At 65.9% G+C, this 25,791-nt stretch carries 20 protein-coding genes; 8 read left to right on the plus strand and 12 right to left on the minus strand.

Annotated elements, in window-relative coordinates; translation table 11 throughout:
* Window positions 1–25: 25 nt before the first annotated feature.
* Window positions 26–979, minus strand: coding sequence for a hypothetical protein (locus tag SE92_RS03910; protein ID WP_245324440.1), 954 nt, complete (start codon window positions 977–979; stop codon window positions 26–28).
* 241 nt (window positions 980–1,220) lie between these two features.
* Between SE92_RS03910 and SE92_RS03915 the strand changes: the two genes are divergently transcribed.
* Window positions 1,221–1,862 carry a hypothetical protein gene (locus SE92_RS03915; protein WP_063194554.1) on the plus strand — a complete coding sequence of 214 codons (642 nt, stop codon included), beginning with the start codon at window positions 1,221–1,223 and terminating at the stop codon, window positions 1,860–1,862.
* 271 nt (window positions 1,863–2,133) lie between these two features.
* The gene (locus SE92_RS03920; RefSeq protein ID WP_063194555.1) at window positions 2,134–3,330 is read left to right on the plus strand and encodes an acetylornithine transaminase; all 1,197 of its coding nucleotides are present in this window, start codon (window positions 2,134–2,136) and stop codon (window positions 3,328–3,330) included.
* Between the two features lie 71 nt (window positions 3,331–3,401).
* Here SE92_RS03920 and SE92_RS03925 read toward each other — a convergent pair whose 3' ends face one another.
* The 3 genes from SE92_RS03925 to pcsA form a co-directional block, all read right to left on the minus strand.
* Window positions 3,402–4,376: a quinone oxidoreductase family protein gene (locus tag SE92_RS03925; RefSeq protein ID WP_063203332.1), complete on the minus strand. Its 975-nt coding sequence runs from the start codon at window positions 4,374–4,376 to the stop codon at window positions 3,402–3,404.
* Between the two features lie 73 nt (window positions 4,377–4,449).
* Complete coding sequence (locus SE92_RS03930; protein WP_063194556.1) at window positions 4,450–5,184, minus strand: TerC family protein; 735 nt, start codon at window positions 5,182–5,184, stop codon at window positions 4,450–4,452.
* A complete protein-coding gene (pcsA, locus tag SE92_RS03935) occupies window positions 5,181–5,948 on the minus strand; it encodes a phosphatidylcholine synthase (RefSeq protein WP_063194557.1) in 768 nt (255 codons plus the stop codon). The genes SE92_RS03930 and pcsA overlap by 4 nt, the downstream gene beginning before the upstream one ends.
* 86 nt (window positions 5,949–6,034) lie before the next feature.
* Here pcsA and SE92_RS03940 point away from each other — a divergent pair, with 86 nt between their 5' ends.
* Entirely contained in the window at window positions 6,035–7,219 is a 1,185-nt protein-coding gene (locus SE92_RS03940) for a UbiH/UbiF family hydroxylase (protein WP_063194558.1), read from the plus strand.
* A 217-nt stretch (window positions 7,220–7,436) separates the two neighbouring features.
* Here SE92_RS03940 and SE92_RS03945 read toward each other — a convergent pair whose 3' ends face one another.
* Window positions 7,437–8,390, minus strand: coding sequence for an AEC family transporter (locus SE92_RS03945; RefSeq protein WP_063194559.1), 954 nt, complete (start codon window positions 8,388–8,390; stop codon window positions 7,437–7,439).
* Window positions 8,391–8,496: 106 nt separating this feature from the next.
* Between SE92_RS03945 and hspQ the strand changes: the two genes are divergently transcribed.
* Window positions 8,497–8,829 (plus strand): heat shock protein HspQ, encoded by a 333-nt coding sequence (gene hspQ / locus SE92_RS03950; RefSeq protein ID WP_018317973.1) that lies wholly within the window; start codon window positions 8,497–8,499, stop codon window positions 8,827–8,829.
* A gap of 95 nt (window positions 8,830–8,924) precedes the next feature.
* Here hspQ and SE92_RS03955 read toward each other — a convergent pair whose 3' ends face one another.
* Window positions 8,925–9,734, minus strand: a complete 810-nt coding sequence (locus SE92_RS03955) for an invasion associated locus B family protein (RefSeq protein ID WP_063194560.1) — start codon at window positions 9,732–9,734, stop codon at window positions 8,925–8,927.
* A 261-nt stretch (window positions 9,735–9,995) separates the two neighbouring features.
* Here SE92_RS03955 and SE92_RS03960 point away from each other — a divergent pair, with 261 nt between their 5' ends.
* From SE92_RS03960 to SE92_RS03970, 3 genes are all read left to right on the plus strand, one after another.
* Window positions 9,996–11,840: an extracellular solute-binding protein gene (locus SE92_RS03960; RefSeq protein WP_063194561.1), complete on the plus strand. Its 1,845-nt coding sequence runs from the start codon at window positions 9,996–9,998 to the stop codon at window positions 11,838–11,840.
* A 2-nt stretch (window positions 11,841–11,842) separates the two neighbouring features.
* Window positions 11,843–13,345, plus strand: a complete 1,503-nt coding sequence (locus tag SE92_RS03965) for a class I adenylate-forming enzyme family protein (protein ID WP_063194562.1) — start codon at window positions 11,843–11,845, stop codon at window positions 13,343–13,345.
* 86 nt (window positions 13,346–13,431) lie between these two features.
* Complete coding sequence (locus tag SE92_RS03970; protein WP_063194563.1) at window positions 13,432–14,655, plus strand: hypothetical protein; 1,224 nt, start codon at window positions 13,432–13,434, stop codon at window positions 14,653–14,655.
* Between the two features lie 146 nt (window positions 14,656–14,801).
* Here the strand turns inward: SE92_RS03970 and mfd are convergent, their stop codons facing one another.
* Together mfd and SE92_RS03980 are read right to left on the minus strand one after the other, a co-directional pair.
* Window positions 14,802–18,320: a transcription-repair coupling factor gene (gene mfd / locus SE92_RS03975; RefSeq protein WP_063194564.1), complete on the minus strand. Its 3,519-nt coding sequence runs from the start codon at window positions 18,318–18,320 to the stop codon at window positions 14,802–14,804.
* Complete coding sequence (locus SE92_RS03980; protein ID WP_063194565.1) at window positions 18,317–18,607, minus strand: succinate dehydrogenase assembly factor 2; 291 nt, start codon at window positions 18,605–18,607, stop codon at window positions 18,317–18,319. Before SE92_RS03980 ends, mfd begins: the two co-directional genes overlap by 4 nt.
* Window positions 18,608–18,798: 191 nt before the next feature.
* Here SE92_RS03980 and recG point away from each other — a divergent pair, with 191 nt between their 5' ends.
* The gene (gene recG / locus SE92_RS03985) at window positions 18,799–20,907 is read left to right on the plus strand and encodes an ATP-dependent DNA helicase RecG (protein WP_063203333.1); all 2,109 of its coding nucleotides are present in this window, start codon (window positions 18,799–18,801) and stop codon (window positions 20,905–20,907) included.
* Here recG and panE read toward each other — a convergent pair.
* From panE to glmS, 4 genes are all read right to left on the minus strand, one after another.
* Window positions 20,904–21,833 (minus strand): 2-dehydropantoate 2-reductase, encoded by a 930-nt coding sequence (panE, locus tag SE92_RS03990; RefSeq protein WP_063194566.1) that lies wholly within the window; start codon window positions 21,831–21,833, stop codon window positions 20,904–20,906. The two genes, recG and panE, sit on opposite strands and share 4 nt — an antisense overlap.
* 134 nt (window positions 21,834–21,967) lie before the next feature.
* Entirely contained in the window at window positions 21,968–22,825 is an 858-nt protein-coding gene (locus SE92_RS03995; RefSeq protein WP_063203334.1) for an NAD(P)-dependent oxidoreductase, read from the minus strand.
* A gap of 105 nt (window positions 22,826–22,930) precedes the next feature.
* Window positions 22,931–23,701, minus strand: a complete 771-nt coding sequence (locus SE92_RS04000) for a DUF502 domain-containing protein (protein ID WP_063194567.1) — start codon at window positions 23,699–23,701, stop codon at window positions 22,931–22,933.
* 84 nt (window positions 23,702–23,785) lie between these two features.
* Window positions 23,786–25,612 carry a glutamine--fructose-6-phosphate transaminase (isomerizing) gene (gene glmS, locus SE92_RS04005; protein ID WP_063194568.1) on the minus strand — a complete coding sequence of 609 codons (1,827 nt, stop codon included), beginning with the start codon at window positions 25,610–25,612 and terminating at the stop codon, window positions 23,786–23,788.
* Between the last annotated feature and the right edge of the window lie 179 nt (window positions 25,613–25,791).

The following is a 25,791-nucleotide window of genomic DNA, read 5'->3' on the forward strand; positions in this document are numbered from 1 at the left end:
GCAGGCCACTGCTCGGGCTAGATCTTCACACTAGCCATTTCGGCACCCAGCGCTCAGGGCGCGGTGCACGGGCGAGATCGGCCTTGGCCTCGGTCAGCAGCGCCGGCTCACCCTCGATGGTCGGACGCAAATCATAGTCGAAATTCGGCATGACGCGGCCATCGGCATAGAGCCCGAAATTCATCGCGTACCACAGCCCAAGCTCGGGCTGCGCACGGCGCATCTCCTCGCGCAGATCGCGCAGCAGGGATTCGATCGAGGCCGCTTCCTCGAACGGTTGCGGCCCGCGCGACAGCACGCGCGCCTGGTACTGCTTGCCGACGATCGCGACCGAGAAACGGGTCTTGTCCCAGGGGTTCTTGCCCTTCGGCAAATGGGCGGCCAGCCGCCAGCCGAGCTCAGCCATCAGCCGGTGATTGGCCCAATAGTCTTCGCGATCCCGGCTCCATTTTTCCACGAAGCCGCGGAAGTCGGGCAGCTCCGACGAAATCTCCTCAGGCGTGGTCGCCTCGCCATGCGGCCGCCCGGCGAGCCACTGCGCGAGCTCGACTGTCTGGGGCTCGACCTCGTCATGCGGCTTGAGATCGCTCCAGGCATCGTCGAATTGTTGCGAGGTCAGTTTGGCGAGCAGACCGTCGAGGCTTGGCGCCAGCAATTCGTAATCGCCCTCCGACCCCAGCCCGACAATCGGGGGATTGTCGCGGTCGAGACCCGCGCCATACCAGCCGCCGACGGCCGAACCATCCGGCAGACGCATGAACAGCGAAAACCTGTCCCGCAAGGAACTGCCGTCGATGATCGGCGCACGATCGGAGAATTGCCCCTGCAGAGAAAAGCAGCCGACGCTGCCCCACGGGCGCCCGTTGAGCCAGTCGGCAAAGTCGACCAGCAGCGGGGGCGCCTCGATCCCCGGCGGAAACGCGCCGCGAATGCTGTCGAGGTCGATCGGGTAAGGCGTATCGGACAAGGCTGAAGACAATCTGGTTGGTCCCGCCCATCTTGGTCTGAGCGGAGTTGCGTCCGGTTCGAACCAATTCGCGCACCTCGATCACAAACGCGCCAGCGGCGCAATGGTTCTGCCGGGCGAGCGATGAAAAGGCAACGACCCGGCCGGTATCGGAACGGGCTGCGTGCGCCGTGTGACACTATAGTGCATTCACTCAGAGGTCACGGACTCGTCCTAACTCTCCCCCACGTTTTCAACGCGAGCGAGGATTTTGATGAGCCGTCTCTCGGACATGCTGCGCACGCAGCGCTTCGACGATTACCGCTTCTACCACCAGAGCACCATCAACCAGACGCTGCACCTGATCAGCGCCATCATCTTCCTCGGCTGCTACGCGCTGCTGTTCACGGACGCAGCGATCGCGGGCATCGTCGGCTGGCTGGCGATGTTGACGCGACAAACCGGGCACTTCTTCTTCGAGCCGAACGGCTATGACGCCGTCAACGACGTCAGCAACGATTACAAGGAGGCGGTGAAGGTCGGCTACAACCAGACCCGCAAGATCATCCTGCTGCTGGTCTGGGGCAGCGCACCAGTCGCGCTGTACGTGTATCCGACGCTGTTCGGCCTGTTCGATCCGCCCACCGATCGCTTCGACTTCGTCCGCCATGTCGGCACGCTCTGGCTCGCGATCGGCATCGGCGGCGGCCTTGCCCGCATGCTCCAGCTCTTCGCCACGCGCGACCTCACGACCGGCCTCGTCTGGGCGTTCAAGGTGCTGACCGATCCCTTTCACAACATCGCCCTGTACTGGAAATCGCCGCTCAAGCTGCTGCGTGGCGAGCTGATCGACAGCTCGATTGCGGACGCCGATTGGGGTGCCGACGAGGTCGAGGAAGCGCCGCACCTGACCTGACCGATGCACGCCAGGGCTGTGTCTTGCAAAACGACCGCTTGACAAGTCCTGCCCTTCGCATGTATTGCCGCGCCCCATGATCAACGCCCGGACCAACCAGCGCACCGAAATGCTCCGCCGTCGCTCCCGCGACGACGAGAGGGTGCGCCATGTCCGACGACGCCGCTGAACCACTAAAATTCAGCCGAGGTTTTCGAGAAGGCCGCACCCGCAAGGTGCGGCCTTTCTGCTTTCTGCGCCCGTTTTCCACCCGCCTCCAGAGGAGTTCGACATGACCACCGCCACCCATCCGTATGACGCGCTGATGGACATCACCGCACGGCCCAAGACCGTGTTCGTCCGCGGTGCCGGCTCCTACCTCTGGGACGACGGTCGTAAGCGCTACCTCGACTTCGTGCAGGGCTGGGCCGTTAACTGCCTCGGCCACTCGCCGCCGGCAGTTGCCGACGCGCTCGCCGCGCAGGCCAAGCGGCTGCTGACGCCGAGCCCGGCCTTCTACAACGAGCCGAGCCTCAAGCTCGCGCAGACGCTGGTCGACAACAGCGCTTTCGACCAGGTGTTCTTCGCCAATTCCGGCGCGGAAGCCAACGAGGGCGCGATCAAGCTCGCGCGCAAATATGGCAGCCTGCACAAGGGCGGCGCGTTCGAGATCATCAGTTTCGAAGGCGGCTTCCACGGCCGGACGCTGGCGACGATGTCGGCCTCGGGCAAGAAGGCGTTCGAGCCGCTGTTCGAGCCGAAGGTCGCGGGCTTCAAGAAGGCGAAGCTCAACGACATCGCCTCGATGAAGAATCTGATCAACGACAACACGGTTGCCGTGATGCTCGAACCGATCCAAGGCGAGTCCGGCGTGTGGCCTGCGAGCGATCAGTTCCTGCAGGAGCTGCGCGCACTCACTGAGGCGCACGGCCTCTTGCTGATCTTCGACGAGATCCAGACCGGCATGGGCCGCACCGGAAAGCTCTTCCACTACGAGCACACCGGCATCGCGCCCGACATCATGACGCTCGGCAAAGGCATCGGCGGCGGGGTGCCGCTCGCCGCCCTGCTCGCGACCGAACGCGCCTCCTGCTTCGAGCACGGCGACCAGGGCGGCACGTTCAACGGCAACCCGATCATGTGCGCGGCGGGGCTGGCGGTGCTCGAGGAGGTCGCCAAGCCGGACTTCCTGAAGCAGGTCGCAGAGACCGGCCTCCTGCTCGAAAGCGAGTTGCAGAAGGTCTCGGCCCGGCATGGGCTCGGCGGCGTGCGGGGGCGCGGCCTGTTGCTCGCGCTCGACCTCAAGCTGCCGATGGCGCCCGGCATCGTCGCGCAGGCATTCGAGCAGGGCGTGCTGCTCAACGCCCCGCAAGTCGACACCCTGCGCTTCATGCCGGCGCTGAACGTGGCGAAGGCAGAGATCGCCGAGATGATCGATTGTCTCGACGGGATTTTGACCAAGGCCGGCGCGGCACGGCGCGTGGCGTAAGAACCGGTCCCGCGCCCCGGACGCAGCGCAGCGCCCTCTTCGGCGGTACGCTGCTGAGCCGGGGCCCGACACTACGGCTTCAAGATCGAAGCCCCCGTCGTCTTGCGGCTCTCGAGATCAGTATGAGCTTTCGCTGCGTCCTTGAGCGCGTAGGCGTGGTTGATCGGGACGTGCAGCTTGCCGTTGATGACGGCGGCGAACAGCGTGTCGGCGCCTTCGAGCAGCTCCTTGCGCGTGCCGACATAGTCGTTGAGCTTCGGCCGCGTCGCAAACAGTGAGCCGTGATTGTTGAGCTCGGCGATCGAGAACGGCGGCACCGGACCTGAAGCGTTACCGAAGGAGACGAACATGCCGCGCGGCTTCAGGCACGACAGCGAGCCCGGGAAAGTCGCCTTGCCGACGCCGTCATAGACGACGTCGCAGCCCTCGTTGCGGCTGATCTGCTTGACGCGCGCGACGAAATCCTCCTCGTTGTAGAGGATGACGTGGTCGCAGCCATTGGCCTCGGCGAGCTCGGCCTTCTCGCGCGAGCCGACCGTGCCGATGACGTGGGCCCCGAGCGCCCTCGCCCATTGGCAGGCGAGCAAGCCGATGCCGCCGGCAGCAGCGTGGATCAGCACGCGGTGATGCGGCTCGACCTTGAAGGTCTTGTGCAGCAGATACCAGACGGTCAGCCCCTTCAGCATTAGCACGGCACCCTGCTCGTGGGTGATGTGGTCGGGCAGCTTGACCAGCTTCTCCCAGGGGATGTTGCGCTCGCCGGTATAGGCGCCGAGATTGTGGTAATAGGCGACGCGGTCGCCGGGATGGAAATGCGTCACGCCGGGCCCGACCGCGACCACCTCGCCGGAGGCCTCGTTGCCGGCGATGAAAGGCAGTCCCGGCGCCTTGTAGAGGCCCGTTCGGTAATAGACGTCGATGAAGTTCAGGCCGACCGCATGCTGGCGGATGCGCACCTCGCCGGGCCCGGGCGCCGGCACGTCGACGCTCTCATAGACCAGGGCTTCGGGGCCTCCGACCTTGTGCACACGGACGGCTTTGGTCATCATTCGGCTCCTCTTCTCAAACCGCAGCGAAAGCGATCACGCCCGCCTTGTCAACTCGACGCCGCTGAAGGGATCAACCACCTGGCCTGCGGGCTTTGCCGCGATTGCGCCTGGCGAGCACGTTGAAAAACTCGACCGCCGCCGAGAACGCAATCGCGAAGTAGATATAGCCACGGGGGATGTGGAACTGGAATCCATCCGCGACCAGCGCGACGCCGATCAGCACCAGGAAGGCAAGCGCCAGCATCTTCGTGGTCGGATGTTCCGCGACGAACCGCGAGACCGGCCCGGCCGAGACGTACATGACCCCGCAAGCGATCACGACCGCCGCGATCATGATCTTGATGTCCTCCGCCATGCCGATCGCGGTGATGATCGAATCCAGGGAAAATACCAGATCGACGACGATGATCTGGACGATCACCCAGACGAAGGCGTTGCCCGTTGATTTTTCATCGCTTCGGCCGTGATCGGATTCGACCTCGCCGTGGATCTCATGCGTCGCCTTGGCGATCAGGAACAGGCCGCCGCCGATCAGGATGAGGTCGCGCCATGAAAGGTCCTGACCCGCAACCGAGAACACCGGCGCGGTGAGGCCGATCAGCCAGACCAGCAGGCTGAGCAGAATGAGGCGGAAGATCAGCGCCAGCGCGAGTCCGATCTGCCTGGCGCGTTGCGCCTGCTTCTCGGGAAGGCGCGACACGAGAACCGAGATGAAGATGACGTTGTCGATACCGAGCACGATCTCGAGCGCCGTCAAGGTCAGCAGCGCCGCCCAGGCTTCGGGGCTGGTCAACAGGTGCATCACGCGAAGGATCTCGCCAGGCGGATCAAGGCGTCGCTGAAGCTGATCCAGAGCGCGATGGCGCAGAGCACGATGGTGACGCCGGCGCCGACGCGGAAATCCATCTCCAGCACGTAGAGGCCGAGCACCGCCCAGATCGCGATCAGCGACATCGTCAGCCAGCGCAGCCGCACGACACGGACCGGATGCAGCACGTGGAACGGCACGAAGGTCAGCACGACGAGCGCGGTCACGAGCAGCGTCGACCACAGCGGCGGCCAGTGCAGCAGGAACAGATAGAACGCCGCCGCATTCCATAGCGCCGGAAAGCCTCGGAAATGATTGTCGTCCGCCTTCATGCGCAGATCGGCGAAATAGAGCGCGCTGGTGACGATGATGGCGATGCCGAGCAAGGGTGCCGCGACCGGCAGCAGCAAGCCGCTCGCCACGATCGCATAGGCCGGCACGAAGACGTAGGTGACGAAGTCGACCACGAGATCGAGCACGTCGCCCGACCAGTTCGGCTGCACGTTCTTGACGTTGAGCCGGCGCGCGATCGGACCGTCGATTGCGTCGATGATGAGGGCGACGCCCAGCCATTGAAACATCGCCGCCCAATGCTCGCGCACGGCCTCCAGCATCGCCAATAGCGCGATCGCCGCACCGAATGCGGTGAAGATATGCACCGAGAAGGCCGCGGCGCGGATCGCGGGCGTGGGCTTCAGGGAATCCTCTTGGCTGTCCATGGCTCCTGCTATCAGAATGGGGCCGGTTTGCACATCCGCCATTGCGGCGCGCCGTCGCACAATCCGTCGAAAAATCAGGCCAAATCAGCGGGCTTGAATTTGCCGCCGGGCGTGTCATGTGTCGTTCCATGACAGACGCATCGACACTCCATGACGTCGCCGTGATCGGCGGTGGACCGGCCGGGCTTGCGGCGGCCATCGCACTGGCGCAGGCGGGTGCGCGGACCGCGCTGGTGGCGCGGCGCGTGCCCTATGCCGACAATCGCACCACCGCGCTGTTAGGGGCCTCCGTCGATCTGCTGGAGACGCTCGACGTCTGGCCACGCTGCAAGGACGAGGCAGCTGCGCTCGAGGTCATGCGCCTCGTCGACGACACCGGCCGGCTGTTCCGCGCGCCGGAGGTCCGGTTCTCCTGTCACGAAATCGCCCGCGACGCCTTCGGCTACAACATCGACAACCGCTCGCTGATGCTGGCGCTGGAACAACGTGCGGCGGAGCTATCCAATCTCGTCCGTTTCGACGACGAGGCCGAGAGCATCGTCATCGAGGCCGACGACGTCGCGATCCGCACGGCTTCCGGACAGTTTCTCATCGCCCGGCTCGTGGTCGGCGCGGACGGCCGGCATTCGCTGTGCCGCGAGGCCGCCGGCATTGCGGTGACGCGACGCGAGCTGAATCAGACCGCGCTGACTTTCAACGTCGGCCATGCGCGGCCGCATCGCAATGTCTCGACCGAGTTCCACACGCCGCACGGCCCTTGCGTGTTCGTGCCCCTGCCCGGCGACCGCTCCAGCGTCGTCTGGGTCTCGGCCCCCGCGGACGCCGAACGCCTGCGCGACCTCAGCGACGAGGAGCTGTCTGCCGCGATCGAGAAGCAGTCGCACTCGATCCTCGGACGGATGACGGCGGAGCCCGGCCGCAACCTGTTCCCGCTGGCGATCGAACGTCCAAAATCCTTCGGCAGCAATCGCATCGCGCTGGTCGGCGAAGCCGCCCATGTGGTTCCGCCGATCGGCGCCCAGGGCCTCAACCTTGGCCTGCGCGATGCCGCCGACATCGCACGGCTCGCCGGCGAGGCCATCGCGGCGGGCCAGGATCCCGGGGCGGACGAGGTGCTCAGGCGCTACGACCGGGCGCGGCGTCCGGACATTCTGAGCCGGACATTTGCGATCGACATGGCCAACCGCTCCCTGCTCAATGATTTCCTGCCGCTGCAGCCGGTCCGCGCCGTGGGCATGCACCTGCTCGGCGCCATCGGCCCGCTCCGCCGCTTTGCGATGCGCGAGGGCCTGACGCCGACCTGGCGCCGGTAGCTGGGGTTAGGTTGAAGGAATTGGCTGCTGGGCTCGGTGCAAACCTCTCCCGCTTGCGGGGGAGGTCGGCGCGCAGCGCCGGGTGGGGGCTCTCTCCTTTTAGGGACTTTCTCGCCAAACCTCGGACAATCCCAACGCCGAGAGAGCCCCCTCCCCAACCCTCCCCCGCAAGCGGGAGAGGGAGCGCACCGTTCGCATCATCAGCAGTTCTGCCCTCTCACGGAAACGCCAGCCGTCCGGTCTGGAGCAGCCACATCACGCTGGTGAGCGTGACCACGGACGCAAACGTCCCGAGCAAGACGGCGACGGAGGCAGATTCGATCCAGGCGTCGTTCTGCCGGGCGATCACGAACACATTCAGCGCCGGCGGCAGCGAAGCCATCAGCACGGCGGTCGCGGCCCAGGGCTGTGCGAACGGCCCGAACGCGAGCATCAGACCGAACGCCGCGAGGGGGTGAAACAGCAGCTTGATCGCGATCACGCCCGGCACCTCCCAGGGCACGCGATCGAACGGGCGCAGCGCCACGGTCACGCCGAGCACGAACAGCGCGGTCGGAGCGGCGGCGTTTTGCAGGAAGGTAATCGTGCGATCGAGCGCGACGGGCATCTCGATGTGCAGCGATGCGAAGGCCGCGCCGAAACACGCCGACATGATCAGCGGGTTGAGCACGATCTGCTTCAGCACGACGCCGAAGGCATGCACGATGGAGGGATGATCGCGGTCGGACAGCTCGATCAACAGCGGCACGATCGTGAACAGGAAGATGCTGTCGCAGCAGAAGATCAGCGCGGTCGGCGCCGACGCCTTCGATCCCAGCACCGCAAGCGCCAGCCCCGGCCCCATATAGCCGATGTTGCCGTAGCCGCCCGAGAGACCTGCAAGCGTCGCCTCACGCAGCGTCAGCCGTCCCAGAACCTTGCCGACCACCAGCGCCAGGGTGAACGCTGCAACCGTCGACAGCGTGGTCGCCACCAGGAACGGCGGGTTGTTCAATTCCGAGAACGGCGTCTTCGACATGATCGCAAACAGCAGCGCCGGCAGCGACACGTAGAGCAGGAAGAAGTTCATCCAGGCGAGGCCTGATTCCGGCAGGGACTTGGCCTTGCCGCACGCGAATCCGACGAAGATCAAGCCGAAATAAGGTAGCGCCAGATTGAGGATATCGACCATTGATGAAGTGTTTTCTGAGGACTTGAGGGCTATCTGCCCCTGACGTGAACGTTAAATCCAGATGAGGCCACTAGCATCGGCCACAATCCTGGTCTATCGACGGGGAATGATTAAAGCGCGGACCGCCAAATTCCAGATCGGACAGGTCGTGCGCCACCGGATCTTCTCGTTCCGGGGCGTGATCTTCGACATCGATCCGGAATTCAACAACACCGAGGAGTGGTGGCTGTCGATCCCCGAGGAGGTGCGGCCCCACAAGGACCAGCCGTTCTACCACCTGCTCGCGGAGAACGCTGAGTCCGAATACGTCGCCTACGTGTCCGAGCAGAACCTGTTGCCGGACGAGTCGGGTGAGCCGATCCGGCATTCCCAGGTGGCCGAGATCTTCATCAAGAACAAGGATGGCGGCTACCGCCCGCGCAATCCGTCCCTGAACTGAGCTTCGCCCGAGACCCGGCCGGCAAAGCCGAGACCCGGCCAGCAAAAAAGGCGCTCGAGACGAGCGCCTTTTTCATGTCCGGGATCTCGCCCCGATTACTTCTGACCAGCGGGCGGTGCGCCCTGCTGCTCGAGCTTCTTGCGCTGCTCGTCGGCCTTCTTCTGAAGCTCTTCCTGGAGCTTCTTCTGGGTTTCCTCGAACACCTTCGGATCGGTCGGCGGACCGTCATAGGCCTTCTGGAATTCGCCGGCGAGCGGCAGCGGCAGGGTCAGCGGCGCGCCGTTGGCATTGATCGCCTGAACGACGAGATTCTGGCCCTTCTTCATGCTGTTGATGAGCTCGGGCGTCGCCTCGTAGTCCGACATGCAGCCGTTCTGGAAGCAGATCACGTAGGGGCTCTGCAGCGGCGCATTGCTGTCGACGATGAGGCGGGTGCCGTGCACGAGCTGCATGCCGAGCGGCAGCGTCACGCGCAGGATCTTCTTGGGCTCGCCTTCCGGTTCGATGATGACGGCGGCGATGACGGGCTGGCCCGACTCGATGCGGCCGTCCTTGCCGGTGAAGCAGACCTGCTTGGCGTTGGCGTCCTGGCCCTTGAGGCAGAACTTGGTCCAGGGGGCGTAGATCAGCTGGATCTGCTGGTCAGCCGGCTGGGCCGCGCCCTGCTGCTGCGCCGGAGCGCCCTGGGCGGGAGCCGGTTGGGCCTGCGGAGATGCGGCGGGCGCAGGAGCCTTCGGGGCGGCCTTGGGAGCAGCTTTCGGGGCCGGAGCCGCCTTCGGAGCGCCCGGCGCCGGAGCCGGCGTCTGGGCCTCGGCGGCAAACGGAACGGCCAACGCCGTCGCCGTCAACATGGCGAGAAGTCGCCCGCGCGGCCGTACGGACGCGGCCAAGTAACGGAAATTCATTGCGGAAAACCCTTTCTGAACGGGAAGTGCCCGAACCGCTCCGAAGCGACGAACCTGGCCGCGTTGGGCGCGGCTCTCTCCCCGTCAATTGAGGCGGATAAGTGACGGGCTCGACGCTCTTGCGCGATTGGGTGCCTTCTTAACGTGGCCGACGAAAAGATCAATGCCGACAAGCGCCTTTGGCCACATCCCCAGCTGCCCCCGGTGAAATTCCCTGTGATAGGATTCAGGACCAGCCGGTCCTCGAATCAACGTGTGCCGATGTTCATGTTCCAGCGCCTTTTCGAGGGCCCCGGTCTCCGCCTTTGCGTCCTCGCCTCCGTGCTCGCGGTTGCGCTGTCCGCCGGCGACGCACGGGCCGAGGAGGCTCATGCCATCGCCATGCACGGCAAGCCGGCGATGCCGGCCGATTTCACCCACATGCCCTATGCCAATCCCGATGCCCCCAAGGGCGGTCGGTTGACCTGGGGCATTCTCGGAACCTTCGACAGCCTCAACCCCTTCATCGTGAGGGGACTGGCCGTACAGCAGATGCGCGGCTACGTGGTCGAGAGCCTGCTCGCGCGCGGCAATGACGAGCCGTTCACGCTCTATGGCCTGCTCGCCAGGAGCATTGAGACCGACGACGAACGCAGCTTCGTCACGTTCCGTCTCGATCCCCGCGCCCGCTTTTCCGACGGCAAGCCCGTGCTTGCCGAGGACGTGCTGTTCTCCTGGCAGTTGCTGCGCGACCACGGCCGCCCGAACCACCGGCAGTACTACGCCAAAGTCGCCAGGGCCGAGGCGATCGATCCCCTCACCGTCCGTTTCGACCTCGCAGGCGCCAATGACCGCGAGCTGCCGCTGATCCTCGGGCTGATGCCGATCCTGCCGAAGCATGCCGTCGACGTCGCGACCTTCGAGGAGACGACGCTGACGAGCCCGGTTGGCTCGGGTCCCTATCGCGTCACGGCGGTGAAGCCCGGAGCCAGCGTGACGCTCACCCGCAATCCCGACTATTGGGGCCGCGACCTGCCCATCAACCGCGGGCTCTACAATTTCGACGAGATCAGGCTCGACTATTTTCGCGAGGCCAACGGCCAGTTCGAAGCCTTCAAGCGCGGCCTCTACGATTTCCGTGTCGAGCACGAGCCGCTACGCTGGCACGACGGCTACGATTTTCCGGCCGCGAAAAGCGGCGAGGTGATCCGCGACGCCTTCAAGCCGGGCGTGCCGCAGCCCTCCGAATTCCTGGTGTTCAACACGCGCCGGCCGATCTTCGCCGACATCCGCGTGCGCCAGGCGCTGACGCTGCTGTTCGATTTCGAGCTGGTCAACCGCAACTATTTCTTCGGGCTCTATTCGCGCGTGGCCGGTTATTTCGCCGGCTCCGACCTGTCGGCCTATGGCCGGGCTGCGGATCCGCGCGAGCGTGAGCTGCTCAAGCCGTTCGCCGCTCAAATTCCGCCCGACATCATGGACGGCAGCTACCGCCTGCCGGTCACCGACGGCTCAGGCCGCGACCGCACCACGCTGCGCGCGGCGCTGAAACTGTTGTCGGAAGCCGGCTACGAACTCGACGGCACCGTGCTGCGCAACCGTGCGACCAAAGCCCCCCTCACCTTCGAGATCCTGGTCACGACCCGTGACCAGGAGCGCATCGCGCTCGCGTTCCAGCGCGACCTCAAGCGCGCCGGCATCGAGCCGAACGTGCGGTCGGTCGATCCCGTACAGTTCGACCAGCGCCGACTCGCGTTCGAGTTCGACATGATCCAGAACCGCTGGGATCAGTCGCTATCGCCCGGCAACGAGCAATCTTTCTACTGGGGCAGCGCGGCCGCGGACAATCAAGGGACCCGCAACTACATGGGCGCCAGGGATCCCGCGGTCGATGCCATGATCGCCGCCCTGCTCGAGGCCCGTGAACATACGGACTTCGTCTCCGCGGTACGGGCCCTTGATCGCGCCTTGATCGCGGGCGTCTACACAATCCCCCTGTTTAACGTATCGGAGCAATGGATCGCGCGCTGGAATCGGATAGAACGGCCCAAGGCCACCTCGCTCTCGGGCTATTTGCCGGAGACTTGGTGGTCGAAGGGGCAGCCTCCAGCTACTCGAGCGAAATGACCGTGAACCAGCCAGCCATATCGCCGACGCTCGACACGTTGTTTCAGCGCACGCTGATGCGGCAACCGCACGCGCCCGCGCTGCTCGACCCCCTCAACAAGGCCCGCGTCACCGGACACCAGCCGCGACGGATGAGCTATGCCGAGGCTGACACGGCCATCGAAGCACTGTCGGCCTATTTCGTCGAATCGGGCCTGCCGGCCAATTCCGTCATCGCGATCCAATTGCCTGCCACGGTCGAGTTCGTGCTGACCGTGCTCGCCGCCCACCGCGCCGGCCTCGTCGTCGCGGTGCTGCCGCTACTGTGGCGGCATGCGGAACTGACCGCCGCGCTCAATCGCACGGCGGCGCGCGCCATCGTCACCATGAGCACGGTCGACGGCGTCAGCTATGCCGACCTCGCGATGCATGCGGCCGCCGAGGCCTTCTCCATCCGTCACGTCTGCGGCTTCGGCACCGACCTGCCTGAAGGCATGGCCTCGCTCGACGACGTGCTAGCCCGCCCGCCCGGCACCACGCGCGCCGTGATCCAGGACGGCCGCAAGGCGGCGATGATCTCCTTCGACGTCACGGCGGAAGGCTTTCGCCCGGTGCCGCGGCCGCATTTCAGCCTGATCGCCGGCGGGCTTGCGATGTCGCTGGAAGCCGACATCAGGCAGGGCGCGACCTTGATGGCGGCGTTTGCGCCGATGTCGTTCGCCGGCCTCGCTTCCTCGCTCGCGGTGTGGCTGCTCTCCGGCGGCGCGCTGGCGCTGCATCATCCGTTCGAGAACGAGGTGCTGGAGCAGCAGATCAACGAGCACGAATGCGAGGTGCTGATCGCTCCGGCGCAGCTCGCCTTGCGCCTTGGCGATTCCGACCTGGCGGCGCGGATGCCGTCCTTGCGCAACGTCGTCGGCCTGTGGCGCGCGCCCGAGCAGGTGGCGGCGAGCGAGGCCTGGATCGCACCGCATGCGCCATTGACCGACGTCTATTTGTTCGGCGAGGCCGGCCTGTTCGGCGCCCGCCGCGGCGAGGACGGCATGCCGGTCGCGGTGATGCCCGGGCCGCACGGCGCCCCGCGCGAGCAGGCAGGCTCGTCCATTGCCGGCGAGATCCTGCTGACGCCGAAGGGCACGCTCGGCCTGCGCGGCGCCATGGTGCCGATCGCGGCCTATGCCCCGCCGCAGCCGGTCGGCGACACTCTGACGGCGCAGCCGCCGCGCGACTATGTCGACACCGGCTATGCCGCACGGCTCGACCGGACGAGCGGGGCGATCTGCATCACCGCGCCGCCCTCCGGCATCATGGCCGTCGGCGGCTACCGCTTCCTCTCCAACGATTTGCAGGAATGGGCCCGCCGGCTCGGCCAGGGCGCGCTGCTCACCGCGCTGCCCGACCGGTTGTCCGGCCACCGGCTGGCCGGACGCGCCCAGGACAATGCCCGTGCCCGCGAGGCACTCAGCGAACTCGGCCTTAACCCTCTGATGGTCGAAGCTTTTCGCGATCGCTCCGGCCCGGTCTAGGCGCAGTTTCGCAACCTCCGTTGACGCCGCATTAATGCGGCCAAACTAGATTGCGCGGCAATTGTCGCGTGATCAGAGTTTGTCGAATGTCCCAGGCGGGCCCGATCCTCTTTGTGTCCAATGCCGATCGGCCGCCCTTCGTCGGGGCGCTGGACGAGGCCCGGCTCTTTCCCGTGGTCGATACCGACTGGGCCAGCGCGGCGCGCGCGGTTGAAGAGGTGCAGCCCGCCGCGATTCTCGCTGTGATGCATGGCGGACACGAGCCGCATTTGGCCGCGCTATCGAGGAAGATCGCCGACCAATCGCCCTACCTTCCCTTCGTGGCCGTGGATGCGGCGGGCGCGCTGCCCCACAATGCCCTGCCCTTCGCCTCGCGCGGCGGCAATCCCGACCGCCTGATCGCACGGCTTCGCGCCGCGCTGCGGGTGCGCACGCTCCATGCCACGGTGCTGCGCCGGCTGCCTGAAGTGAAGGTCACACTGCCGCAAGGCGATCCCGCGCGCGACGCGACCGTTCTCCTGATCGGACGCGGCGCGGCCTATCCCGCGCTCTCCGTCGCGCTCGGTGAACGCGTCGGCGTGGTCGGCGCGCTCTCGATCGAGGCCGCTGCAAAACATCTCAACACCCGCGACCTCGACGGTGTCGTGCTCGCCGAAGGTTTTACCGCGCGCGTCACCGACGCCTTTCTGACGGTGCTCGCCGAGGACACCCGCTTCCGCAGCCTGCCCGTGGTCGTCACCGCGCACCAGCTGACGCAGACTTACGACCTGCCCAATCTCGAGCTGATCCCGGGCGAGCCGGCCAAGGTCGCCGCCAACGCGCTGCCGCTGATCCGCCAACACGCGATGGAAGCCCAATTGAGCCGCACGCTGCGCTCGATCGATGCCGGCGGCTGGCTCGATCCGCGCAGCGGCCTGCTCACGGTGGAAGCCTTCGCCCGCGATTTCGCCAAGGCGGTCGAGCAGACGCTGGCCCGCGGCGGCGGTCTGTCGGTCGCACGCTTCGCTTTCGAGCCCGGCAATTTCCGCGCCCAGTTGGACGCCGCGCGTATTTTGAGCCGCCTGATGCGGCAGATGGATTTCGGCGTCGCGCAGAAGGACGGCTCGGTGATCGTCGTGTTCGCGGAGACCGATTTCCGCACGGCGCATATGATCGCCCGCCGCCTCTCGTCGGTGATGCGGCACACCTCGAACGGCAAGCACGAGATGCGCAGCGAGCCCGTCGTCAGCGTGGACTCGCTGTCGCCGTCGGACACGGCACGGTCGCTGCTGGCGCGGCTGTCGGCGGATGCGTCGCGGGCGGCGTCGTAGGTCTCGTGCCCCGGGCGCCGCGCAGCGCCCTTCGCGGTGCGCTGCAGAACCGGGGCCCACCGTCGCGGCAAAAAAAGCGGCGAAGAAAGAACTGGGTCCCGGCTCTGCGCTCCGCTTCGCTGCGCTTGTCCGGGACACAAAGAGCCTCACGCCGCCTTCTTGCTCTCCGCCAGTTGTGCCAGTTGCCGCATGATCTCCGTGGTGCCGGCGAGCCGCTCTTCCGGCGTCTCCCAATCCTGCAGGAACACCACTTTCATATCGGGCCGCACCTTGGCAGCCTGGCCGTAGCTGCGGATGAAGCTCACCAGGCGATCGGGATGGGCGAAGGAATTGTCGCGGAAGGCGATGACGGCGCCCTTCGGGCCGGCGTCGATCTTCCCGACATTGGCCCGGCGGCAGAACGCCTTGATCGCGGCGACCTTGAACAGATAGCGCACCTCATCCGGCAGCACGCCGAAGCGGTCGCGCATCTCGGCGCCAAAGTTCTCGATCTCCTCCTCGGTGTCGAGATCGGCAAGGCGCCGGTACAGCGACAGCCGCACCGAGAGATCGCCGACGTAATCCTCCGGAATAAGCACGGGCATGCCGATGGTGATCGACGGCGACCAGCGGTCGGCGGCGGGCTCGGACACGCCGGCCTTGAGGTTGACGATCGCCTCCTCCAGCATCGATTGGTACAGCTCGAAGCCGACCTCCTTGATATGGCCGGACTGCTCCTCGCCGAGCAGATTGCCGGCGCCGCGGATGTCGAGGTCGTGCGAGGCGAGCTGGAAGCCGGCGCCCAGCGTCTCCAGCGATTGCAGCACGGTGAGCCGGCGCTCGGCTTGCGCCGTGATCTTCTGCTGCGCCGGCAGCGTGAACAGCGCATAGGCCCGCAGCTTGGATCGGCCGACGCGGCCGCGCAGCTGATAGAGTTGCGCAAGGCCGAACATGTCGGCGCGATGCACGATCAGCGTGTTGGCGTTGGGGATGTCGAGGCCGGACTCGACGATCGTGGTCGACAAGAGGATGTCGAACTTGCCGTCGTAGAACGCGGTCATGATGTCCTCGATCACGGCGGGCGGCATCTGGCCGTGCGCGACCGCGACCTTCATCTCAGGCACGTTCTTGTCGAGGAAGTCCTTGACCTCGGCGAGGTCGTCGATGCGCGGCACCACATAGAATGCCTGACCGCCGCGATAGCGTTCGCGCAACAACGCCTCGCGGATCATCAGCGGGTCGTGCGGAGCGACGAAGGTGCGCACCGCAAGGCGGTCCACGGGCGGCGAAGCGATGATCGAGAGCTCGCGCACGCCGGTGAGCGCCAGCTGCAGCGTGCGCGGGATCGGGGTTGCCGACAGCGTCAGCACGTGCACCTCGGAGCGCAGCGCCTTCAGCCGCTCCTTGTGAGTCACGCCAAAATGCTGCTCCTCGTCGACGATGACGAGGCCGAGGTCGCGGAATTTGATGGCCTTGCCAAGCAGCGCATGGGTGCCGACGACGATGTCGACAGAGCCGTCGGCGATGCCCTTCTTGACGAGGTTGAGCTCCTTGGTCGCGATCAGGCGCGAAGCCTGCGCCACGTTCACAGGAAAGCCCTTGAAGCGCTCAGTGAAGGTCTTTGCGTGCTGGCGCGCGAGCAGCGTGGTCGGCACCACGACCGCGACCTGCTTGCCCTCGAGCGCCACGGCAAACGCTGCGCGCAGGGCCACTTCGGTCTTGCCAAAACCGACGTCGCCGCAGATCAGCCGGTCCATCGGGCGGCCGAGTTCGAGGTCCTTCAGCGTGGATTCGATGGCGCCGAGCTGGTCCTCGGTCTCGTCATAGGGGAAGCGTGCGCAGAACTCGTCGTAGAGGCCGGGCTGCACCGGGAGCTTGGGCGCCTCATGCAGATGGCGCGCGGCCGCGATCTTGATCAACTCGCCCGCGATCTCGCGGATGCGGTTCTTGAGCTTCGCCTTGCGAGTCTGCCAGCCGCTCCCACCCAAACGATCAAGCTCGACCGTCGTCTGGTCGGAGCCATAGCGCGACAGCAATTCGATGTTTTCGACCGGCAGAAACAATTTTGCGTCTGCAGCATAATGCAGCTCGAGGCAGTCGTGCGGCGCGCCGGCGACGTCGAGGGTCTGGAGGCCGACGAAGCGACCGATGCCATGATCGGCGTGGACGACGATATCGCCCGCGGTGAGGCTTGTGATCTCCGAGATGAAATTGTCGAGCTTGCGGCTGGCCTTGCGCGTCCGCACCAGGCGGTCACCCAGAATATCCTGCTCGCTGATCAGTGCGATCTCGTCGGTCTCGAAACCGGCCTCCAGGCCGAGCACGGCGAGCATGGTCTCGTTGCGTGGCGTGGCTTGCACCGTCCGCCAGGCATTGACGCTGGTGGTATGCGTCAGCTTGTGGTCGCGCAGCATTGAGGTCATGCGATCGCGCGAGCCTTCGCTCCACAGCGCGATCACCACCTTCTTGCGCTGGGCCTGCAAGGCGATGACGTGGTTGACAACGGATTCAAATACGTTGACGGTGCTGTCGTTACGCTCCGGCGCGAAGTCGCGGCCCTTGCGCGCGCCGGCGTCGACGACACTCGTCCCGTCTGCAGGAACCGAGAACTGCGTCAGCCGCACCAGCGGCATGTCGCTCCCGCGCCTGGTCCACTCCTCGGCGGTGAGATAAAGCCGATCCGGCGGCAGCGGCTTGTAGATGGCGCCGCCCGCTGGATGTTCCATCGCCTCGCGGCGGGCCTCGTAATAGTCCTGGATCTGCTTGAAGCGTTCGCGGACGGCATCCTCGCCCTGCGGCTCGATCGCGATCGGAGCGCCTTGCAGATAGTCGAACAGCGTGTCCATGCGGTCCTGGAACAGCGGCAGCCAATGCTCCATGCCGGGATGGCGGCGGCCCTCACTGACCGCCTCGTACAGCGCATCGTCGCGCTCGGGCGCGCCGAACTCGGCGACATAGCCCATGCGGAAACGGCGGATCGTATCGGTGACGAGCTGGAACTCGGAGACGGGCACCAGATCGAGCGAGCGCATGTCGAGCTGCGTGCGCTGGGTCTCGGCATCGAAGCTGCGGATCGATTCCAGGCTGTCGCCGAAGAAGTCGAAGCGGACCGGCTGGTCGAGGCCGGCCGGAAACAGGTCGAGGATACCGCCGCGCACGGCATATTCGCCAGGCTCCCGCACGGTGGAGGAGCGGTTGTAGCCGTTGTGCTCGAGCCAGGCCACGATGGTGTCCATCGGCACCACATTGCCGGGCGCAACCGACAGCGCCTGCGCCGCGACCAGCTCGCGCGCCGGCACGCGCTGCACGGCGGCGTTCACCGTCGTCAGCACGATCAGCGGCTTGTCGCTGCCTGTCAGGGACGCGAGCCGCGCCAGCGTGGTCAAACGCTGCGCCAGGATCCCGCCATGCGGCGAGACGCGGTCATAGGGCTGGCAGTCCCAGGCCGGAAAGGTCAGCACCGGCAGGTCGGGCGCGAAGAACTGCAGCGCGCGTTCGAGCTGCTGCATCCGCGGCCCGTCGCGGCAGACAACCGCCAGGCTGACCGCCGGCTTCTTCGGCCGCGCCGCGATGGCGCGCGCGAGGTCCGAGACGACGAGCCCCTCGGCGCCTTCCGCGACATTGGCAAGCGTCAGCGCCCGGCCGGGCGCAAGCAGCTCGGCCGGAGATTTCATGGCCGCTTTCATACGCCGCCGTCCGCGACCGGATGGGCCTTGATGCGGGCAAACAGCGCGCCGGTGACGTCAGCCGGCAGCACCTTGTCGCCGGTGATGGCGGCATAGAGATCGGGATCGTTGACCTCGAGCAGCGCCTCGAGCTCATCGAGCTCGGCGTCGGACAAATTGCCGATCTCGGCGTCCGCGAAGCGGCCGAGGATCAGATCCATCTCGCGCGTGCCGCGGTGCCAGCAGCGGAACAGAAGCCGCTTGCGGCGATCGCCCAGCCCGCTGCTCGATCGTGTCGTTCCCGTCATGTCTCAAATCCAGTCAAACGCAGAAAGCCCGGACGTGCCGGGCGGGGTTGATATAGCCATTCGGGGTGGCCCTGTCAGCCCTTTGTTGTTGCAAATGTTTATGCGCGTCATTGCCGGGCTTGACCCGGCAATCCATCCTCTTGAAAAGATGGATGCGCGGGTCGAGCCCGCGCATGACGAATGTTGCCCGAATGCGCCCCAGCCTGCTCAATCCGCTGTTTGCTGCCGTGACCAGCCTGCCCGGCGTCGGTCCGAAGCAGGACAAGCTGCTGCAATACCTGCTCAGCCGGAGCGAGACGCCGCGGCTGGTGGACTTGCTGCTGCATCTGCCGAGCCAGGTGATCGACCGCCGGGCGCGGCCGAAAATCCGTGACGCCGTGCAGGGAACCATGGTGACGCTGGAGGTCACGGTCGACCGCCACCGCCCGCCCCCGCCACGCAACGCTCGCGCCCCATATCTGGTCTACGCCAGCGACGACACCGGCGACGTCGTGCTGACCTTCTTCCGCGCCAAGCCGGGCTATGTCGAAAAGCTGCTGCCGGTCGGCGAGAAGCGCTACGTCTCCGGCACGTTGCAGATGTATGACGGCATCCCGCAGATCGTGCATCCCGACCGCGTGCTGGACGAGGAAGCGATCTCGAAGCTCTCCGGCATCGATCCGGTCTATCCGCTGACGGAAGGCCTCGCGCTCGGCTCGCTGCGCCGCGCGATCGCGCAGGCGTTGCAGAAGCTGCCGGCGCTGCCGGAGTGGATCAGCCCGGAGGTGATGCGACGCTGTAACTTTCCGCCGATCGCCGAAGCGCTCAATCGGGTGCACCAGCCGGTCGAGCTGACGGACATCCTGCCGGATCAGCCGTTCTGGTCGCGCCTCGCCTTCGACGAGCTCCTGGCCGGCCAGCTCGCGCTCGCTTTGATCCGCGCGCAACTGCGCCGCCCCGCCGGCGTGCGCAATGCCGGCGACGGACACCTGCGCAACAAGATCATCGACGCCCTGCCCTACGCGCTGACGCCGTCACAGCGCAGCGCCGCCGCCGCCATCGCCGAGGATTTGCAACAGCCGGTGCGCATGCTGCGCCTGCTCCAGGGCGACGTCGGCTCCGGCAAGACCGTGGTCGCGCTGCTCGCCGCCGCCGCCGTCGCCGAGGTCGGCAAACAGACCGCGCTGATGGCGCCGACCGAAATCCTGGCGCGCCAGCACATCAAGACCATCGCCCCGCTCGCCGAGCGGGCCGGCATGCGCGTCGCGATCCTCACCGGCCGCGAGAAAGGCAAGGAGCGGCGCGAGATCATCACGCAGCTCGAAGCAGGCGAGATCGACCTGCTCGTCGGCACCCATGCCCTGATCCAGGACGACGTGATCTTCCACGACCTCGCGCTCGCCATCGTCGATGAGCAGCACCGTTTTGGCGTCCGCGAGCGCCTGGCTCTAACGTCGAAGGGGGAAGCCGTCGACGTGCTGGTGCTCAGCGCCACACCGATTCCGCGCACGCTGGTGCTGACCTATTTCGGCGACATGGACATCTCCGAGCTGCGCGAGAAGCCTGCCGGCCGGCAGCCCATCGACACCCGTGCCGTCGCCATGAGCCGGCTCGGCGAGGTCATGGACGGCGTCGGCCGCGCGCTCGACGCCGGCAAGCTGGTCTACTGGATCTGCCCGTTGGTGGAGGAATCCGAGGCCGAGGGCACCGAGCACCTCACCAACGCGACCAAACGTTTCGAGAGCCTGCAAAAGCGCTTCGGCCAACGTGTCGGCCTCGTCCACGGCCAGATGAAGGGCGCCGACAAAGACCGGGTGATGGGCCAGTTCGCCGCCCACGAGATCGGCCTTCTGGTTGCCACCACCGTGGTCGAGGTCGGCGTCGACGTGCCCGCGGCGACCATCATGGTGATCGAGAACGCCGAGCGTTTTGGCCTCGCCCAGCTGCATCAGCTGCGCGGCCGCATCGGGCGCGGCTCGGAGGCCTCGACCTGCATCCTGCTTTATTCGGAGCCGCTCGGCGAGATGTCGAAGGCGCGCCTCAAGGTGATCCGCGAAACCACCGACGGCTTCCGCATCGCCGAGGAAGACCTGAAGCTGCGCGGCGAAGGCGACGTGCTGGGCGTCCGCCAGAGCGGCCTGCCGGGCTATCGCATCGCGCGCCCGGAGGTGCACGGCCAGCTCATCGCCCAGGCGAGAGACGAAGCGCTGCGCATCCTGAAAGACGATCCGAAACTGAAGGGCGAGCGCGGCGAGGCGTTGCGGTGCCTGCTCTATCTGTATGAACGGGACGAGGCGATCCCGCTGATCGGGGCGGGTTAACCCTTTGCTCTGCTTCGTCCGACCTCGTAAGCCGCCACATGCGCGCGGGCCAGGTCCAGCAACGGCGTCTCGATACCCAGCGTACGGGCGCGGTTCGCCATGTCGCCGAGGATATGCTCGGACTCGGTGATCGAGCCGCGCTCGATGTCGCGCAGCATCGAGGCCTTGAGCGGCGAGTCCAGCGTGGTGAATAGTTTCCGGTCGAACTCGATGAAAGGGGCGCGCGGTTCGTATCCCGAGGCCGTCGCAACCGCGCAGCACTCCGCGAACAGGCGGAAAATGGACTGCTCGCCGTTCGGCACGGCCAGGATGTCGCCGATGCTGGCACGCATCAGGCAGGTGATGCCGGCGAGCGTCGAGAGCTGGACGAACTTCTCCCACATGTCCTGCATGATCGCTTCGCTGGCGCGCACGTCGATGCCGGGAACATCGAGCAGCGTCTCCAGCGCGAGCGCGCGCTCGCTCAGTGCCCCTTCGATCTCGCCGAAGACGATGGTCTGGTTGGCCATGAACTGAACCACCCGGCCCTCCGCATCCAGTCCGGCACTGACGTTCGCAAGACCGCCGAGGACGCGAGAGGCACCGAACCTTGCAGTGAGAGCATCGACGTGTTTCAGCCCGTTGAGGATCGGAAGAATCATCGAGCTCGTGCCGATAGCGGGCGCAAACTGGCTCATCGCGTCATCGAGCGAGTAGGCTTTCACGCCGACGAGCACGACATCGAACGGCTCCTTGAGATCGCTTGCCAGCAGGAGCTTCGGCTGCACCGCAAAATCGCCGTGCGGACTCACGACCTGCAGGCCGTTCCTGCGCAATAGCTCGGCCCGATTCTCGCGCACCAGAAAGGTCACGTCGCGGCCTGCCCGGACCAGGCAAGCTCCGTAATAGCCGCCGAGCGCGCCCGCGCCGATCACCAGCACTCTCATTCGAACTCCGGTCATCAGATGAACTGCAAACACAATAGCAGACGGGCTCCGCAGCGTCTCCTCGCGCGCAATGACGGTGTGGATAGAGACCCGCGCGCCTCAACAGCAACCTTGCGGGGACGAGCGTGGGCGCGTCAGGATTTTGTCCGCGCGATCCCCGCCGCAAACGCCTTCAGCAGCTCGGCGTCCACCGCCTCACCGTTCGCGTCCTCAGCCAGATGCTCAAACCACCGCGCAAATCCCTCATAGATCTGGCTGGCGGGGTGATCGGGACCGAGAAATCCGGAAATCTCCCGCATCTCCGCGACCCAGCGATAGGCCTTCGGAATCATGTCCGGCAGCGCGACTTCGAGCCGGGCCAGAATGGCGGGCTGGCTGAGCGCCAGCTCGTCGCGCAGCGCATCGGCCGCGCCCGCTTTCGTGGCCGCGATCACCATGGCCGAGCCAATGCCGGCGAGGCCCTTGACGATGCCGGCGTAGGACATTTTCAGCGCGGAGGCGGCGCCGACCGGCCCCTCGACAATGCGCACGTCGAGGCCGAAATCCTTCAGCACCGCAACGTCCTTGGCGTATTCGCCGGACATATAGAACGCCGGACTTTTGCCGCCCGACTGCGGCGGAAAGCCGATGATCCCGCCATCCACGAACGGGGCCTGTGCGGAGCCGATGATCTCCTCGATCCGCAACACGGTGTCGACGTTGACGGCGTTGCAATCGACCACGATTGGCTTTTTCTCGCGCCTGACGATCAGCGCGGCCAGCCGTTCAGCCAGCGCGACGGCTTCGCCAGGCGGCACGATCGAAAGAACGATGTCGGCGTCCGCAATCGCATCGTCGTCGGCGCCAACCATGCCGGCGTCTGCTGCACGCTTGCGCGTCGCCTCGCTCCGACCGTCCAAAGACGTCAACACCCGCGCGCCATGCTCGCTGAGCCGGCGGGCGACGGCGCTGCCCATGGCGCCGGGCGCGAGAATCGCAATGGTTTTGGACATCATGCACTCCAGGTCGAACGCCGAGCGAGGCGCTCGGCCCGACAGGAGACTAGCAGAGGATGCCTGCGCGCGCGTGACCGGCGGCCATCCCGCGATGGAATGGCCCTACTCCACCTTCGCAGGCTCGGGCTTGAGTACCGACGCGTTGGCGATGCGCGCGGCGTTCGCCATGCCCGCGAGCGCCGCGGCCTTTTTCGGGTCGGGCGCCGAGCCCGGCTGCACGACGCCGGCCGACATGATCAGCGTTGCGGCGTCTTCGGTGCTCATATCGACCTCGACGATCTTGCTCTTGGGCACGTAGAAGAAGAATCCGGTGGTCGGGTTCGGCGAGCACGGCAGGAACACGGAGACATGCTCCTCCTGCCCCGGCAGGCTGCGCGCGACCTCTTCATTCGGCGATTGTGAGATCAGCACGATCGACCACATGCCCGGCGAAGGAAACTCGACCAGGCCGACTTTCCTGAAGCTCGAGCCCTTGCCCGAGAACAGCGTCTCGAACACCTGCTTGAGGCCGCGATAGATCGCGCGCACGGCCGGGATCCGGCCAAGGAAGGTTTCGCCGACATCGACCAGCGTCCGGCCGATCAGATTGGCCGCGAGGAAACCGACCAGCGTCAGCGTGAAGAATGCGACAACCAGTCCCCAGCCGGGAATGACGTAGGGCAGATAGGTTTCCGGCCGGTAGGCCAGCGGCACGAACGGCCGCACCACGCCGTCGACCCAGGTGACGAACCACCAGACCAGATACAGCGTGATGGCGATCGGCCCTGTGACGACGAGGCCGGTCAGAAAGTAATTGCGGAAGCGGCCCATCAGGCCGGTATGCGGTTCCGGCAGGGGATCAAGAGGCGCAGGCGCGTCGTCGCGGGGGTTCATTCGGGTTCCAAGTCGGTCGCAGCACACAAGCTAGGGTCTTCTAGCAGGTTTTGGAAGACCGCGACCGGTTGATATCCCTTCTGCCTATTCCACAGTCACCGATTTGGCGAGGTTGCGCGGCTGGTCGACATCGGTGCCCATCACGACAGCCGTGTGATAGGCGAGCAGCTGCACGGGGACGGCATAGACCATCGGCGTGAAAGCCGCCGCCATGTCGGGCATGACGATGGTGACGAGGGACTCGACGGTCGCCTCTTCCGCGCCCTTGGCGTCCGTCATCAGGATGATTTTGCCGCCGCGGGCGGCGACCTCCTGCATGTTGGAGACCGTCTTTTCGAACACCCGGTCATAGGGCGCGATGACGACCACGGGCATGGTCTCGTCGATCAGCGCGATCGGCCCATGCTTGAGCTCACCGGCGGCATAGCCCTCGGCGTGGATGTAGGAGATCTCCTTCAGCTTCAGCGCGCCTTCCAGCGCGAGCGGGAAGCTGGTGCCGCGGCCGAGATAGAGCACGTCGCGCGACTTGGCGATCCGGTGTGCGAGCTTCTCGATCTGGAGCTCGGTGGTGAGCGCGTCCGCCATCAGGCGCGGGACCTCGACGAGACCGTGGACCAGCTTGGTCTCGTCTTCGTCGGAGAGTTCGCCGCGCGCCTTGCCGGCCGCGATCGCAAGATTGGCCAGCACCATGAGCTGGCAGGTGAAGGCCTTGGTCGATGCGACGCCGATCTCGGGGCCGGCCAGCGTCTGCAGCACGGTCTCGCTCTCGCGGGCGATCGTCGAGGTCGGCACGTTGACGACGGCGACGGTGTGCACGCCCTCGGCCTTCGCATAGCGCAGTGCCGCCAGCGTGTCGGCGGTCTCGCCCGATTGCGAGATGAAGATGGCGAGATCGCCCTTGCGCAAAGGCGCTTCGCGGTAGCGGAATTCGGAGGCGACATCGACCTCGACCGGCAGGCGCGCAAAGCGCTCGAACCAGTATTTTGCGACGAAGCCGGCATAGCTCGCGGTGCCGCACGCCGTGATGTTGATGCGCTGGATGTTCTTGAAGTCGAACGGCAGCTTGACCGGCAGCGAGACCCGCTCCGTCGCCATGTCGACGTAGCGCGCCAGCGTGTGGCCGACCACTTCCGGCTGCTCGTGGATTTCCTTGGCCATGAAGTGGCGATAGTTGGCCTTGTCGACCAGCGAGGTCGAGGCGGCGTGCTTGATCTTCTCGCGCTGAACGGCGTTGCCGTCCTTGTCGAAGATCGTGGCGCTCTTGCGGGTCAGCACCACCCAGTCGCCGTCCTCGAGATAGCTGATTGTGTCGGTGAACGGGCCGAGCGCGATGGCGTCGGAGCCGAGATACATCTCGCCGTCGCCATAGCCGATCGCCAGCGGCGGCCCGTTGCGGGCGCCGATCATGAGGTCGTCGTCGCCGGCGAAGATGAAGCCGAGCGCGAAGGCGCCGCGCAAGCGCCGCAGCGCCAGCTTGACGGCTTCGACCGGCTTGTTGCCACGCGTGAGCAGATCGTCGACGAGATGCAGCACGATCTCGGTGTCGGTCTCGGTGTGGAACACCGTGCCCTTCTTCTCGAGCTCCTCGCGCAGCTCGCGGAAATTCTCGATGATGCCGTTGTGGACCACGGCGACGCGCTCGGTCGCGTGCGGATGGGCGTTGTTGACGGTCGGCTTGCCGTGGGTGGCCCAACGGGTGTGTCCGATGCCGGTCGTGCCCTGGAGCGGCTCGGCTTGCAGCCGCTTCTCCAGATTTTTCAGCTTGCCCTCGGCGCGCCGGCGCTCGAGGTGCTTGCCTTCCAGCGTGGCGACGCCCGCCGAGTCGTAACCGCGATATTCAAGACGTTTGAGCGAATCCACCAGCTGCTCTGCAACCGGCTCGCGCCCGAGAATGCCGACAATCCCGCACATGCGGATCACTATCCCCCAAATCGTCGAAAAATCGCCTAAACGACGCGCCCGGTTTTTAGCGAAATTCCTAGGGAACCATATACTCAATAATTATTGCGGATTGAGACAGCATGGACCGCAATCTGAGCTTCGCCTGCGTCGAATTGGCCGGCGTTAAACCGCGCGCATTAACTTGTTGT

The sequence above is a fragment of the Bradyrhizobium sp. AT1 genome, from assembly GCF_001590795.1.
In the GTDB taxonomy this organism is placed as follows: Bacteria; Pseudomonadota; Alphaproteobacteria; order Rhizobiales; family Xanthobacteraceae; genus Bradyrhizobium.